The following is a 13,674-nucleotide window of genomic DNA, read 5'->3' on the forward strand; positions in this document are numbered from 1 at the left end:
GTTTAAATCAATGTCTGAAGCTTTCATAATTAATCTCAATTTGTTGCCTTAAGTTATTAGTAAAAATTAGAAATTACGACTTTGAATATTTTTCAACAACAATGTCACCCCATTCAGCAATTGAATGCAGAAGCGGAATCAGCGTTTTTCCAAAATCGGTAAGTGAGTATTCAACTTTTAGTGGCGGTTTAGAAGTATATACTCTCCGATTAATTAATCCATCCGCTTCTAAGTCTTTTAATTGCAAACTCAGAGTTCTTTCAGTAACAATCGGAATTTTAGCACGTAACTCATTATACCGTAAAGTGTTTTCCATTAAATGAAATAATATTACACTTTTCCACTTACCACCAATCAATCCCATTGTAACACTCGTACAGCATGGATATTCTTTATTATTTATCTTATACATAATAATTTCATTTTTTAAAACACACTATCCTTTTTGACCGTTATTGTGTAATATATAAACTATATTTAGTTTTGTAACTATAAAATTGATAGTTTAATTTAATACACCAAATTTATGAGTTTTTTACAAAAGATGCAACAACGTTACACAACAAAAAAATTCGATACAACGAGAAAATTAGAGATCGATAAAATTAAAGAGTTAGAAGAAATTCTATGGTTAAGTCCCTCATCAATAAATAGTCAACCGTGGAAATTTATTTTTGTTTCTAATCCCTCCATGAAAGCGAAGCTTGCAAGAGCATCATACTTCAACGAGCAAAAAATAATTGATTGTAATACATTGGTGGTATTCCAAAGAATAAATGACATTTCAGTGTTTGAAACTAAAATTAATAATGAACTTCCTCATGGTGCAATTGAATACTACAATCAATTCGTGAAATCCAATTCAGATGAAGATATTAAAGTTTGGTTTGATAAGCAAGTGTATTTATCTTTAGGCGTTTTATTAAGTGCATGTGCAGAAATGAAAATTGACGCTACTCCTATGGAAGGAATTGACACTAAATTATATGATACTATTTTGGATTCAGGAAATTACCAATCTTTAGTAGCCGTTTCAATTGGGTACAGGGATGCTAATGACGAAAATCAACCAAGCATAACAAAAAAATCAAGAAGTAAAAAAGAGGAAATAATTAAAGAAATTTAAGATTAATAAGTCAAAAATATTTTGCAGTTGGACAACGACATAACTTAAATTGCTAAATGTTGCCCAACTGCTATTATTACCTTATAAAACTCATTTTATAATTATAAAAATGAATACAGATTTAATTATACAAAATATTAGCCGTCATATTCAACTCGATAAAACAGAGACTGACTTCTTTCTTTCATTACTTGAAACAAAAAAGTTAAAGCGAAAGGAGTTCCTGTTTAAGCAAGGAGAAATCTGTAAAACTGAAAACTTTATTGTTAAAGGATGCTTACGCACTTACACCATTGACAATAATGGATTTGAACATATAGTAATGTTTGGAATTGAAGATTGGTGGGTTGGTGATCTATTAAGTTTTCTAACTCAAAGCCCTACAACATACTATATTGATGCATTGGAAGACACAGAAATTCTGCAAATAACAAAACCAAATCTTGACAAACTGTATGAAAGAGTACCAAAATTTGATCGCTTTTTTAGGTTAATTCTTCAAAATGCTTTTATAGCTCAACAAAATCGAATCAATCAAAATCTTTCCTTTACAGCTGAACAGCGTTATTTGAACTTCATTTCCAAACATCCAAATTTGGAACAACGCCTTTCTCAAAAACAAATTTCTGCATATCTCGGTATTACACCAGTTTTTCTGAGTATGCTTCGCAGAAAGTTAACTCAAAAGTGATTTATTAAACTACTTTAATTTTTATCATTTTTATTCTCTGTTGTTTTGTAAAATAATTTAATAAATAACAGAAATGAAAATTATAATTATTTATCACAGCGGATATGGGCATACTAAAATTGTTGCCGAACATATCCAAAAAGGAGCTTCAAGAGAATTAGAACATGTAACTCTTTTATCTACTCTTGAAGCACAAGACAATTTTGAGTTGTTGCATGATGCAGACACTATAATTTTTGGAAGTCCTACGTACATGGGAACTGTTTCATCAGACTTTAAAAAGTTCATGGAAGCAACTGGAAAGTTTTGGTATTCCCAAAAATGGAAAGACAAATTTGCAGCAGGTTTTACAAACTCATCTACCTTAAATGGTGATAAATTGAATACGCTTCAACAGCTATCTCTTTTTGCCTCACAACACAGTATGCTTTGGATTTCCACCGGAATCTTACCCAAGTTTGAAAATGACAAACAGTTAGATGAACCCAATGGACTTGCTAGCTATCTTGGACTAATGACATTGTCTGACAACTCTACCGACAAACTAAATCCCCCAAAAGGTTTAGAGACAGCAGAGCTTTTCGGGGAACGAATTGCAAAAATCACAAAACAATATAAACAATTTAATAATTAGACAAATGAAAAATAAAATTTTTGAAACAAATAATGATTGGACAGGGCTTATACTTCGCCTTACTATTGGTATAGTTTTATTACCTCACGGAGCACAAAAAATGCTTGGAATATTTGGTGGTTATGGGTTTAAAGGAACAATGGGATTTTTTACAGAAACTTTGCACTTACCATGGATCATTGGTTTCTTAGTAATTATTATTGAGTTTATAGGTGCATTATCATTAATTGCAGGTTTTGCCAGCCGAATCTGGTCCGTATTAACAATTATATTATTTACAGGAATCATTTTCACTTCACACCTTGATCACGGATTTTTTATGAATTGGTTTGGAAATCAAAAAGGTGAAGGTTATGAATATCACTTATTAGTTATTGGTTTATCTCTGGCAACATTATTAAATGGTAGCGGGAAATATGCAATTGATGAATCATTGTCAAAATAAAATAATCTCATATTTTTAGTTATGGGACTGATGATCAATAGTGATCTCAGTCCCTTTTTTATTGCTACTTATTGTTATTTATTAAATAATTTTAAAGTAATGAATGTTTCTAACTATTTAATTATCAATTGGTAACTTATTTAATTGCAAAATTTTAATATAAATTATTTTTTAGTTAGGATAACTAACTATATATTTGTGCTGTAATTGCAATTTACAGTAATCATAATAGTAACATTTAAAAAACAAAAATGAGTAAATCAATTTTTTATCATGCAGGTTGTCCAGTTTGCATTAGTGCAGAGCATGACGTAATAGACTTAATAGGTACATCGAATGTACAAATAGTTCATCTTGGTAATGACAAATCAAGAATTGAAGAAGCTGAGAAAGCTGGAGTAAAATCAGTTCCTGCTCTAGTAACTCCAAAGGGAAATGTCTTGCATATTAATTATGGAGCATCTCTTACTGAGGTGAGAGGATAGTAGAGAATTGCCCTGTTGATTAATTGATAGGGCATTTTAATTAACTTAAAAATTTTACAAATGAAAAAAATTATAGTAACACTTATCACAGTGCTTTCGGTTTCAGCTGTATCTGCACAAGATAAAAGACCATCTGGCTACACCTATGGAACAAAAGAAGTAGCCAAATCTCCTTTTAGTTTAGAAGAATTAAAACTTTTACAGCAAACATTATTGTTTACGGAAGACGATGTAAAGTATTTAAAAATGAGCCATGATATTTTGAAAGACCAAACTAACGACATTTTAGATGTTTGGTATGGTTTCGTTGCAGGTACTCCTCAATTGTTATATTTTTTTGGTAATACAAAGACAGGAAAACCTGAAGGCGAATATTTAGCAAAAGTACGTGAACGTTTTAAAATATGGATTTTGCAGACAGCAGAAGCAAACTATGACCAAAATTGGTTGAATTACCAATATGAAATAGGTTTAAGACATTATACAACCAAAAAAAATAAAACCGATAAAGCAAAAGCAGTCCCAATAGTAAATTACAGATATATTCCTGCACTTACTATTCCAGTAACTACTACGTTAAAACCATTTTTAGCAAAAAAAGGTGCAAGTGAACACGATGTAGATAAAATGTACAATGCTTGGTTAAAATCAGTTTTACTACAGTCTATTCTTTGGGGACAGCCTTACATGAAACAAGGAGAATTTTAATCTAGCAAAGTATGAAAATAGCAGTATGGGATACTTACGTAACTCGCAAAGATGGAAAAGTAATGCACTTTGATATTTTGGTAGATGAAAATCTTAAAGATGAAAATCAAATTTTTGAATTCGGAAAAAAGTATCTAAAAAGTGTGATGCAAGAAGGACAAAGTTTAACTTCAAAAGAATGTGTTTTTTGTCATATTGAAAAAGCACCGGAAGAAGTCGAAGGACAAATACTGAATAATGGTTTTGCTATTATAGAAATGGAAAATTGTTATTAATTTATTTATAAGCCGAAAGTAAATCACTTTCGGCTTGTTATTACATCTGAAGTTATGAGAATACATTACATACAACACGTTCCTTATGAAGATTTAGGATATATTACTGATTGGGTAGCAGATAGAAAATACAAAATCTCATCAACAAAAATATTCGAAAACGAAATTTTTCCAGATATTGAAACCTTTGATTTACTTATAATTTTGGGTGGTCCAATGAGTGTCAATGACAACTTAAAATGGATAATAGAGGAAAAATTATTTATTAAAAAAGCTATCGATAACAATAAAAAAGTCCTCGGCATTTGTCTTGGTTCACAATTCATAGCCGCTGTGTTAGGTGAAAAAGTCTTTCAAAACTCAAAAAAAGAGATTGGGTGGTTTCCAATCCAAATATCTAAAATTCATGAATTACAAAATCCATTTGAAAAATTTGAAAAAGAATTATTAGTTTTTCATTGGCATGGAGAAACATTCAATTTGCCAAAGAAATCAATTCATTTGGCAAAGAGTTCCATCTGTCAAAATCAGGCATTTATGTTTACTAAAAATGTAATTGCATTACAATTCCATCTGGAAGTCACTGAAAAGTCTCTAGAAAAAATGATTACTTTTGGCAAAAAGGAATTAATTAATGAGCAATTCATTCAAAGTAAAGAAGATATGAGAAGTTTTAAAAACAATATTTTAGAATCTAACAGAAGAATGTTTTTGATCTTGGAATATTTTGAACAAAATTAATATGTCTGTCTTTAATCTAAATGATCAAAACTCTAATCTTGACAACAAAATTGTTGCAGGATTAGACCGCATTTCCCAAGTTTTTAAAACCTTGCTTTGGGAAAAATCAAAAACGTTTAATTTAAGTCCAATACAGATACAATTGCTTATTTTCATTGCTTATCATAGCGAAGAAAAAACAACTATAAGTTACTTATCGCAAGAATTTAATTTGTCCAAACCAACAATCAGTGACACAATTAAAACATTAGAACAGAAACTATTAATAGAAAAAATGGTTGATGTAAAAGACACTCGAAGTTATAGAATTAAATTAACGGAAAGTGGAAAAAACATCGTCTTGGAAACTGAAAATTTTGTAAATCCTTTGGAGGAAATAATTGGCAATTCAACTCATAATGAAAAATTAGTTTTATGGCAAAATATAACAAATATTATTCAGCAATTAAACCAATTGAAAATTATAAGTATTCAGAGAAACTGTTTTAATTGCAAACATTATTCGGTACAAGACGACGTTTCATTCTGTAATTTACTTAATCGAAATCTTGAAACCGAAGACATACGAATTGACTGTGGGGAATTTGAAAAAATATAAAATTTATAAATATTTTGATAAAGTCATTATTCCCTCTTCAATTTGATTTTCAGAGAGTGAAGCATAGCCCAATCTAAATCCCGATATCGATTCTTCAAAACTAAAACTTTCAGAAGTCATTATCTTAATTCCTTGCTGGAGTAATTTTTCTGCTATTTCAATATTATTTACTTTTTTAATTGGTACTATCCAAAAGGCTAAACCGCCTTCGGGTTTAGTAAATATTGCCTTTCCTTTTAAATATATTTCACAAATATTCGCAAAATAATCACGTTTAGCTTTATAAATCAAGCTTGTACGTTTGAGATGCCTTTTTATCTCACCATCATTTATAAGTTGTAAAATAGCTTCTTCCATAATATTATCGCCTTGAACATCAATTAATCTTCGGTGTTTACCAACACTTTGGATGATCTCCAGACTACTTACAATATAACCAATTCGCAATGCAGGAGCTACAATTTTACTTAAAGTTCCTATGTAAATATAATTTTTCAAATTCACAAAACTAGATATCGGAAAAATGGGTCTTTGTCCAAAATGAAATTCATTGTCATAATCATCTTCAATGATAATAAAACCGTATCTGTTAGACAGTTCAATAAGTTGCAATCGCCTTTTCAAACTTAAAGTAACTGTGGTAGGAAATTGATGATGTGGCGTTACATAAATTGCTTTTATATTGCTTGTACTTTTCAAATGAGCTTCCACCTCTTCAATGACTATACCTTCTTTATCAACTGAAATTGGGAGTAGTTTTGCGCCAGCATTTTCAAATGCTTGCCAAGCCGGCTTGTAACCAGGATTCTCTATCATAACAAAATCACCATCTTCAAAAATGGAGTGTGATGCAAGATACATAGCCATCTGACTACCACGAGTGATACAAATTTCATTTGTATTGATGTTCATTCCTCTCTTGAAATTAAGCATTTGAACAATAGCTTTTCTGAATTCGATATCACCAAATTCACTACTGTAACCCATAATCTGCCAACGAGATTTTCTATTAAAAATTTGTCGATAGGCTCTAGCAAGTTCATTCATTGGTGCAAGTCGGCTATCTGGCAATCCATCGTCAAAATTAATATATGGTTTAACGGCTTCCATCAAATAATCATTATGACTTTTACTTTTTTTAAAGTTTAATTTTTCCGGCAAAACATCAGAAACAAAGGTTCCTTTTCTTTCTATGGTAATTAGCCAACCTTCGGCAATTAAAACATCAATTGCTTCAATGACTGTATTTCTATTCACATTCAAAAGATTTGCTAATTGCCTACTACCAGGCAGGGCACTGCCCATTGTAAGTTTACCTGTTTTAATAGCATCAATTATAGCATCAGCAATTTGAAGATAAAGTGATTTTTCTGAACTACTATTTAAAACAATTTCTAATTTCCAAGGTCGCAACATCTGGTCTAGTTATTAATGTTAAAACTGTGCCATATAAACAGTCCAAAGGTAAAGTAATTTTGTAATGCAATAATGCACAAACTAATTTTATAACAATGGAAACTAAAGAAAAACAATTTTCGTCAAAAGATTTTCATCAAACCTTTGCGAGACCAACATTTGTGATGCCTGAAAAACTAATTCACAAAAATGTGGAGCAAGCAGGTGAACACAATCAATTTTCTACAGAAAGGAAACATCCTGTATTTTTTATTGATTTACCTAGCAAGAACGTAAGTATGACAGTGGGCGGCTTGCTACCAGATCAATTAACAAACCGTCATAGACATACTTACGAAACTATGCTTTATGTTATCGAAGGGCACGGTTACACTGAAATTGAAGATATTAAAGTCGAATGGAAAGCAGGTGATGCTGTTTACATTCCGAGTTGGGCTTGGCACAGACATAAAAATTTAAGTAATACTGAAAGCGCTAAATATTTAGCTTGTGAAAATGCACCTCAGTTACAAAATTTAGGTGTAGCGTTGAGAGAAGAGGAAGGAAGAGATATTTAATAAAAAAGTAAAATGAAAAACGTACCATTTAAAGGAATTATCGCCTATCCAATAACTCCATTTGACAAAAACGAGAATGTAGATATTCATTTATACAAAACACTTTTAGAAAAGTTGATTGTAAACGGAGCTCACGGAGTTGCACCGCTGGGAAGCACGGGTGTTATGCCCTATTTGACTGATAGCGAAAAGGAAGCAATTACGGAAGCCACTATTCAACAAACCAATGGTCGAGTACCAGTATTAGTGGGAGTTTCAAACTTAACTACAGAAAGAACCATTTATCACGCAAAATTTGCTGAAAAAGCAGGTGCAACAGCTATAATGATAATTCCAATGAGTTATTGGAAACTTACTGATGATGAAATAGTACAACATTATGATGCTGTGGCAAGTAAAGTTTCTATTCCAATTATGGCATATAATAATCCTGCTACAGGAGGCGTAGATATGTCACCTACTTTACTAAAAAGATTACTTGAAATTCCAAATGTTTCTATGATCAAGGAAAGTACAGGAGATGTTCAGAGAATGCACTTTTTAAGAAAAGAACTAGGCGAAGATGTTGCATTTTATAATGGATCAAATCCGTTAGCTTTAGCCGCATTTGCCGCAGGAGCTACTGGTTGGTGCACCGCTGCTCCTAATCTAATTCCTCAATTAAATGTTGATTTGTATAACGCTATTGAAAACAATGATTTAAAAGTTGCACAAGAAGTATTCTACAAACAGCTTAATCTTTTAAAATTTATCGTAAATAAAGGATTGCCTCGCGCTATAAAAGCAGGTTTAGAAATTCAAGGACAAAACGGTGGCTATTTAAGAAGCCCATTAAGACCTATGAACGAAAGCGAAGTATCTGAGTTAAGTCAGATTTTACAAGCTATTTAAAATAATAATGTCTTTATACAAAGACAATTATAATTTTTAATTATTGGGTAAATTTCCTTTTACACAGATGGTTTTATGTAAGAGGAAATTACTTTTTAATATTTTTCATGGATATAATTTAAAATTTTTAATGATGCTACAATACACCACAATAAGTTTAATTCCTTTAGAATCAAAACATATTTTGATGTTAAAAAATTTTGCATTCGATAATAAATTATGGGAATTTGGATTAAACAAATTATCAAATGTAGATGAGCTTGAAATATACATTAGCAATGCACTAACAAATGTTGAAAAGAAAAATGCAATTGTTTGGGTTATACAAAAAGACAAAGAAATTGTCGGAACTACTAGATTGGCAAATATAGATTACAATGGAAAAACGGCTCAATTAGGTTGGACTTGGATAAATCCAAAGTATCAAGGCACAAAAAGTAATAAAATTTCAAAATATCTAATATTACAATACGCTTTTGAGAAACTGAATTTAAATAAAATTGAGTTAAAAACAGACACTTTAAATACCATTTCAAATAAGGCAATTCTATCAATCGGAGCAAAATTAGAAGCCACATTAGAAAACGATATTAAAACCTGGAGAGGCAATTATAGAGATACGAACGTTTATACAATTGAAAAAAATGATTGGCAAAATATCAAACTACAATTACTAAATAAAATTGAACGATGAGAATTCATTATCTACAGGGCTTAACTTTTGAAGACCTGGGTTAAATTGAAAATTGGACTCTTGAAAACAACCATACCGTAACCTATACAAAGTTTTATGAAGGTCAGCTTTTACAAGTTTAATTTACCAAACAAAACCATCCATTTATTACATAATTACGCTTGAAGAAACCAAGCATTTCTTCGTAAAGAAGATGTACCTCGCTTAAAATTTCACCTTGCAGTTTCTCAAAAATCAATTACGAGTATGGTTGAAAATTGCCGTAGGGACATTACAATAGGAAAGTACGTTAAATCAATAAATGATATTTTCGCTGATAATGATTTAATAGAAAATAATAAAAATGTTCTTTTTAAAATGCTCAATTTCCCTGAAAATACCGATAATAATAAATGCTATTCTTTGACAAATTTTAACAAATCAAAATTATCCATATAAAAGCATAAATCATCCATTTATTGGATGATAAAGTCAAAATACATTTGCTTTATTAATTTAAGTAAATCAAAATGAGTAAAGTAAATCATCTTACCACGAAAGTTAACGGAGTTGAAATCTTCTACCGTGAAGCAGGTCAAAAAGGAAAGCCAGTTCTTGTATTATTACACGGCTACCCAACATCATCTCACATGTATCGTAATTTATTACGAGACTTAGCAGACCAATACCATCTTATAGCACCAGATTATCCTGGCTTTGGTAGAAGTGAGCAACCATTAATCGCAAATTTCGAATACACGTTTGAAAACTTTGCAAAAATTGTAGAATCTCTTTTAGATCAATTACAAATTTCTAAATTCAGTCTTTACCTAATGGATTATGGTGCCCCGGTAGGATTCCGAATCGCCTCTAGAAATCCTTCAAGAATTGAAAATTTAATCATTCAAAACGGTTGTGCATATGAAGAAGGATTAGAGACATTTTGGGATCCAATTAAAGTATACTGGAATGAAAAAACAATTGAAAATGGTAAACCATTAGAAGGTTTCCACAGCCCCGAAGGATTGCAATGGCAATATACACATGGTGTTGTAAAACCTGAAACTGTATCACCCGATACTTGGGAACTGGATTTAAGACATTTAACTAGACCCGAGAACAATGAGATTCAATTAGCTCTATTTTACGACTACAGAACTAATGTAAAATTGTACCCAGAGTGGCAAAACTATTTTAGAAACCATCAACCTCGAACGCTTATCGTTTATGGTAAAGATGATTATATTTTCCCTGCATCAGGTGCTGAAGCATTCAAAAAAGATCTAAAAAACTTAGATTTCAATTTGTACGATACTGGTCATTTCGCCTTAGAAAGTTTTGGAGATGAGATAACCCAAAAAATTCGTGAATTCTTATCAAACTAATATATAAACACATAAAAATGAAAAATAATTATATTATGATTATGATGGTACTTTTACTGTCATTTCAAAATGCGATATCGCAGAATACAACAACATATCATACCGTTAAAATTGATGGTGTAGATATATTTTATCGTGAGGCAGGTAATAAAAATGCACCAAAATTAATATTACTTCATGGTTATCCAACTTCTTCGTTTCAGTATCGTAATCTGATTGAAAAATTATCAGATAAATACCATTTGATTGCACCTGACTATCCCGGATATGGAAGAAGTGAGCAACCAGCAATAAGTAAATTCGCGTATACTTTTGATAACATATCAGGTATTGTCGAAAAACTAATTTTTTCGTTAAAAATAGATAAGTATAGCCTTTACTTAATGGACTACGGTGCTCCTATTGGATTTAGAATAGCAGAAAAAAATCCTGAAAAAATCCAATCATTAATCATTCAAAATGGAAATGCTTACGACGAGGGACTTGAAGCTTTTTGGGATCCATTGAAAAAATATTGGAAAAACAAAAACGATAAAGAAACCGAGAAAGCATTAGAGGGGTTTCACAGTCCTGATGGTTTGAAATGGCAATATACTCACGGAGTCAAAAATCCTGAATTAATTACACCCGACGGTTGGGAGATTGATTTACGCCATTTAAGTCGACCTGAAAATAATGAGATACAATTAGCTATGTTTTACGATTATCAAAGTAATGTAAAACTATATCCAAAATGGCAAGCTTATTTTAGAAAGTACCAACCAAAAACACTTATTGTTTGGGGTAAAAATGACTACATTTTTCCAGCAAGTGGTGCCGAAGCATATAAGAAAGACCTAAAAAACCTTGAATTCTATTTATATGATACAGGTCACTTTGCATTAGAAAGTTATGGAGACGAAATAGCAAAAAAGATTCGAGCTTTTTTAGCTAAATAATTCAAATAAAAATTAAAACAAAGCCACAAGAGCAAACGTTTTTAACGTTTGTTCTGGTTTTTGTTTTTGATGAAAATATGTTTTCTATCTATCTAATATGATTAGTATAATGGATTTCAAAATAAATCAAGATTTAGTATTAAACAAAATAACAATAAACAACTTATTTGATTTTTGAAACATTATGGATTTATCGAATGTTCAAAGTATTTTTAAAATTAACTTTAAAAAGTAATATGAAAAACAATTTTCTTAAATGTGGATTAATATTATTAATATTTCACTTTCAGTCCTGTGTATCAACAAAAACTGTTACAGAAAATAATCGTAACCATATTTGGACGTTTACTTACTTAAAGGCTATTGAAAATCAAAAAGTCAATTTAGAAAACTACATAGAAAAAAACTGGTTTGTAATAGATAGCATTGCCGTTAAACAAAAATTAATTGCACAATATGAGCTTTACGAGAACAAAGACCCTGAAAATAAAGATTGGGATTTCATTGTAGCAGTAGAATATTTTTCACCAAAAGGTTATCAGGATATTTCATCAGATTTTGAAGCAATCAGAACAAAGCATCAGGTTGTGAAAATTAATGGATTAGTTATGAAGGACTTGGGTAGAATTGTAAAGTCTGAAACAATTTTAAGAAAAAACTATTTCAATTGATTCTTTGTTACTTTTTATCATTTATGCTTATATACTTTCAACAAACTTTGTTTGTTTGGGTTAAGTAGTTTTGTTCAATTAAGCCCTTCGAAACATTTTAACAATACGATATACCTTGTATTCAAAATTATTAACAGATTAAAGCTCCAAAATGAGTAAATCAGTTTATAAAAATTATGATTTACAAATTATGTAGTATCAGAAAATTATATGATCATAAAATAAAATCAACTTTTAAAAAAATATAAATGGAGTTTTTAAATCTTATATTTCTTTTTATAGCGGCAATCCTTGGCAGCTCATTAAATGCAGTTGCAGGCGGCGGCGGATTTATCTCCTACCCATCACTTATATTATGCAACATACCTTCTATAAACGCTAACGGTATAGGTACTGTAGCTTTATGGCCCGGCAATATAGCCAGTGCAAAAGCATATCAAAAAGATATAAATTTATCTATATCATCTTTGATAATGTTAATCATATCTATATCTGGAGGGGGATTATTGGGTGCATATTTATTTATAAATACATCCTCAAGAGTATTTGATGGATTTGTTCCCTTTTTTCTTTTATCAACGTGGTTACTTTTTGTTTTTAGTAATAAATTAAGAAGCTATTTTTCAAACAAATTAGAAAGTTTTAGCTTCGAAGATGCTAATATTATTCATTTGATAAGTATCTTTTTTATTGGCATCTACGGTGGTTATTTTGGTGCCGGTTTAGGAATGATATTACTTACAGCTTTTTCAATAATTGGTCTCAAAAACCTAAATGAAATGAATGGTATTAAGGTCATTCTGGTATCATTTAACAATGGTATTGCAGCATTTACATTTATTCTTTCAGGAATTGTAATATGGCAATATGCAATTGTCATGTTAGTCGGAGCATTAATAGGCGGATTTTATGGCGCAAAAATAGCAAGGAAGATTGAACAACAAAAGTTGAAAAACTTTATAATTTGGGTAGGTGCAATTATAACAATTGTCTTTTTCTACAAGGAATACTTTAAAAACTTTATCTAATCTCAATATGAAAAAGAATAAATTATTTTGGTTGTATGTAATATTCATTTCAACAATCATCACAAACAACACAACTATGGCACAAAAAAGTAAACCAACAAATGATGTCTCATACAATACAATGCAAATAGATAATATAGAATTGTTTTATAGAGAAGCAGGCTTATCAGATAAGCCAACAATTCTGTTACTTCACGGCTTTCCTTCTTCATCATTCATGTTTCGAAACTTGATTAATCAACTTAAAGACGAATATCATATTCTAGCTCCTGACTTTCCGGGGTTTGGTTATTCAAGTATGCCTTCAACGGATGAATATTTGTATACTTTCGAAAATTACTCAGTTCTATTAGAAAAATTTCTAGAAGGCAAAAATGTTAAAAAATGTCATTTTTACATATTTGATTATGGA

Annotated in this window: 19 protein-coding genes; 17 read left to right on the forward strand and 2 right to left on the reverse strand. The window is 30.6% G+C overall.

Translation table 11 applies throughout. The features are described from left to right. Positions 1-73 precede the first annotated feature (73 nt). Entirely contained in the window at positions 74-412 is a 339-nt protein-coding gene (locus L6Q46_RS07465) for a winged helix-turn-helix transcriptional regulator (RefSeq protein ID WP_291283780.1), read from the reverse strand. 114 nt (positions 413-526) lie between these two features. Here L6Q46_RS07465 and L6Q46_RS07470 point away from each other — a divergent pair, with 114 nt between their 5' ends. The 9 genes from L6Q46_RS07470 to L6Q46_RS07510 all read left to right on the forward strand — a co-directional run bounded on the left by L6Q46_RS07470 (position 527) and on the right by L6Q46_RS07510 (position 5,703). Beyond that, positions 527-1,126 (forward strand): nitroreductase family protein, encoded by a 600-nt coding sequence (locus L6Q46_RS07470; RefSeq protein WP_291283781.1) that lies wholly within the window; start codon positions 527-529, stop codon positions 1,124-1,126. A gap of 109 nt (positions 1,127-1,235) precedes the next feature. Continuing rightward, complete coding sequence (locus tag L6Q46_RS07475) at positions 1,236-1,817, forward strand: Crp/Fnr family transcriptional regulator (RefSeq protein WP_291283782.1); 582 nt, start codon at positions 1,236-1,238, stop codon at positions 1,815-1,817. 73 nt (positions 1,818-1,890) lie between these two features. Then, on the forward strand, positions 1,891-2,451 hold the full coding sequence (locus L6Q46_RS07480) for a flavodoxin family protein (protein ID WP_291283783.1): 561 nt from the start codon (positions 1,891-1,893) through the stop codon (positions 2,449-2,451). Between the two features lie 4 nt (positions 2,452-2,455). Further along, positions 2,456-2,896 (forward strand): DoxX family protein, encoded by a 441-nt coding sequence (locus tag L6Q46_RS07485; protein WP_291283784.1) that lies wholly within the window; start codon positions 2,456-2,458, stop codon positions 2,894-2,896. 251 nt (positions 2,897-3,147) lie between these two features. Next, positions 3,148-3,381, forward strand: coding sequence for a thioredoxin family protein (locus L6Q46_RS07490; RefSeq protein ID WP_291283785.1), 234 nt, complete (start codon positions 3,148-3,150; stop codon positions 3,379-3,381). 60 nt (positions 3,382-3,441) lie between these two features. After that, positions 3,442-4,089, forward strand: coding sequence for a protoglobin domain-containing protein (locus L6Q46_RS07495; RefSeq protein WP_291283786.1), 648 nt, complete (start codon positions 3,442-3,444; stop codon positions 4,087-4,089). Positions 4,090-4,100: 11 nt separating this feature from the next. Next, positions 4,101-4,364, forward strand: coding sequence for a DUF2024 family protein (locus L6Q46_RS07500; RefSeq protein ID WP_291283787.1), 264 nt, complete (start codon positions 4,101-4,103; stop codon positions 4,362-4,364). A 54-nt stretch (positions 4,365-4,418) separates the two neighbouring features. Continuing rightward, a complete protein-coding gene (locus L6Q46_RS07505; RefSeq protein WP_291283788.1) occupies positions 4,419-5,105 on the forward strand; it encodes a type 1 glutamine amidotransferase in 687 nt (228 codons plus the stop codon). A 1-nt stretch (position 5,106) separates the two neighbouring features. Then, on the forward strand, positions 5,107-5,703 hold the full coding sequence (locus tag L6Q46_RS07510) for a MarR family winged helix-turn-helix transcriptional regulator (RefSeq protein ID WP_291283789.1): 597 nt from the start codon (positions 5,107-5,109) through the stop codon (positions 5,701-5,703). A 3-nt stretch (positions 5,704-5,706) separates the two neighbouring features. Here the strand turns inward: L6Q46_RS07510 and L6Q46_RS07515 are convergent, their stop codons facing one another. Then, positions 5,707-7,119, reverse strand: a complete 1,413-nt coding sequence (locus L6Q46_RS07515) for a PLP-dependent aminotransferase family protein (protein ID WP_291283790.1) — start codon at positions 7,117-7,119, stop codon at positions 5,707-5,709. Between the two features lie 95 nt (positions 7,120-7,214). On the opposite strand from L6Q46_RS07515, the gene L6Q46_RS07520 reads away from it, so the two are divergent. The 8 genes from L6Q46_RS07520 to L6Q46_RS07555 form a co-directional block, all read left to right on the forward strand. Then, entirely contained in the window at positions 7,215-7,676 is a 462-nt protein-coding gene (locus tag L6Q46_RS07520; protein ID WP_291283791.1) for a cupin domain-containing protein, read from the forward strand. Positions 7,677-7,688: 12 nt separating this feature from the next. Beyond that, positions 7,689-8,567, forward strand: coding sequence for a dihydrodipicolinate synthase family protein (locus L6Q46_RS07525; RefSeq protein ID WP_291283792.1), 879 nt, complete (start codon positions 7,689-7,691; stop codon positions 8,565-8,567). A gap of 133 nt (positions 8,568-8,700) precedes the next feature. Beyond that, complete coding sequence (locus tag L6Q46_RS07530) at positions 8,701-9,261, forward strand: GNAT family protein (RefSeq protein WP_291283798.1); 561 nt, start codon at positions 8,701-8,703, stop codon at positions 9,259-9,261. A 509-nt stretch (positions 9,262-9,770) separates the two neighbouring features. Further along, positions 9,771-10,625 carry an alpha/beta hydrolase gene (locus L6Q46_RS07535; RefSeq protein ID WP_291283793.1) on the forward strand — a complete coding sequence of 285 codons (855 nt, stop codon included), beginning with the start codon at positions 9,771-9,773 and terminating at the stop codon, positions 10,623-10,625. A gap of 17 nt (positions 10,626-10,642) precedes the next feature. After that, positions 10,643-11,563 (forward strand): alpha/beta hydrolase, encoded by a 921-nt coding sequence (locus L6Q46_RS07540; RefSeq protein ID WP_291283794.1) that lies wholly within the window; start codon positions 10,643-10,645, stop codon positions 11,561-11,563. Between the two features lie 236 nt (positions 11,564-11,799). Further along, positions 11,800-12,234 carry a hypothetical protein gene (locus tag L6Q46_RS07545; RefSeq protein ID WP_291283795.1) on the forward strand — a complete coding sequence of 145 codons (435 nt, stop codon included), beginning with the start codon at positions 11,800-11,802 and terminating at the stop codon, positions 12,232-12,234. Positions 12,235-12,482: 248 nt separating this feature from the next. Further along, positions 12,483-13,262 (forward strand): sulfite exporter TauE/SafE family protein, encoded by a 780-nt coding sequence (locus tag L6Q46_RS07550; protein ID WP_291283796.1) that lies wholly within the window; start codon positions 12,483-12,485, stop codon positions 13,260-13,262. 7 nt (positions 13,263-13,269) lie between these two features. Further along, the coding region (locus tag L6Q46_RS07555; protein ID WP_291283797.1) for an alpha/beta fold hydrolase at positions 13,270-13,674 on the forward strand (405 nt) is incomplete at its 3' end.

This window comes from Flavobacterium sp., assembly GCF_023151265.1.
Lineage (GTDB): Bacteria > Bacteroidota > Bacteroidia > Flavobacteriales > Flavobacteriaceae > Flavobacterium.

Bases quoted from the DNA above. Each gene is read 5' to 3' on its own strand.
- L6Q46_RS07465 (WP_291283780.1), bottom strand. From the start codon at position 412: ATGTATAAGATAAATAATAAAGAATATCCATGCTGTACGAGTGTTACA.
- L6Q46_RS07540 (WP_291283794.1), top strand. From the start codon at position 10,643: ATGAAAAATAATTATATTATGATTATGATGGTACTTTTACTGTCATTT.
- L6Q46_RS07525 (WP_291283792.1), top strand. From the start codon at position 7,689: ATGAAAAACGTACCATTTAAAGGAATTATCGCCTATCCAATAACTCCA.
- L6Q46_RS07515 (WP_291283790.1), bottom strand. From the start codon at position 7,119: ATGTTGCGACCTTGGAAATTAGAAATTGTTTTAAATAGTAGTTCAGAA.
- L6Q46_RS07480 (WP_291283783.1), top strand. From the start codon at position 1,891: ATGAAAATTATAATTATTTATCACAGCGGATATGGGCATACTAAAATT.
- L6Q46_RS07550 (WP_291283796.1), top strand. From the start codon at position 12,483: ATGGAGTTTTTAAATCTTATATTTCTTTTTATAGCGGCAATCCTTGGC.
- L6Q46_RS07510 (WP_291283789.1), top strand. From the start codon at position 5,107: ATGTCTGTCTTTAATCTAAATGATCAAAACTCTAATCTTGACAACAAA.
- L6Q46_RS07495 (WP_291283786.1), top strand. From the start codon at position 3,442: ATGAAAAAAATTATAGTAACACTTATCACAGTGCTTTCGGTTTCAGCT.
- L6Q46_RS07545 (WP_291283795.1), top strand. From the start codon at position 11,800: ATGAAAAACAATTTTCTTAAATGTGGATTAATATTATTAATATTTCAC.
- L6Q46_RS07485 (WP_291283784.1), top strand. From the start codon at position 2,456: ATGAAAAATAAAATTTTTGAAACAAATAATGATTGGACAGGGCTTATA.
- L6Q46_RS07470 (WP_291283781.1), top strand. From the start codon at position 527: ATGAGTTTTTTACAAAAGATGCAACAACGTTACACAACAAAAAAATTC.
- L6Q46_RS07490 (WP_291283785.1), top strand. From the start codon at position 3,148: ATGAGTAAATCAATTTTTTATCATGCAGGTTGTCCAGTTTGCATTAGT.
- L6Q46_RS07500 (WP_291283787.1), top strand. From the start codon at position 4,101: ATGAAAATAGCAGTATGGGATACTTACGTAACTCGCAAAGATGGAAAA.
- L6Q46_RS07505 (WP_291283788.1), top strand. From the start codon at position 4,419: ATGAGAATACATTACATACAACACGTTCCTTATGAAGATTTAGGATAT.
- L6Q46_RS07535 (WP_291283793.1), top strand. From the start codon at position 9,771: ATGAGTAAAGTAAATCATCTTACCACGAAAGTTAACGGAGTTGAAATC.
- L6Q46_RS07475 (WP_291283782.1), top strand. From the start codon at position 1,236: ATGAATACAGATTTAATTATACAAAATATTAGCCGTCATATTCAACTC.
- L6Q46_RS07530 (WP_291283798.1), top strand. From the start codon at position 8,701: ATGCTACAATACACCACAATAAGTTTAATTCCTTTAGAATCAAAACAT.
- L6Q46_RS07520 (WP_291283791.1), top strand. From the start codon at position 7,215: ATGGAAACTAAAGAAAAACAATTTTCGTCAAAAGATTTTCATCAAACC.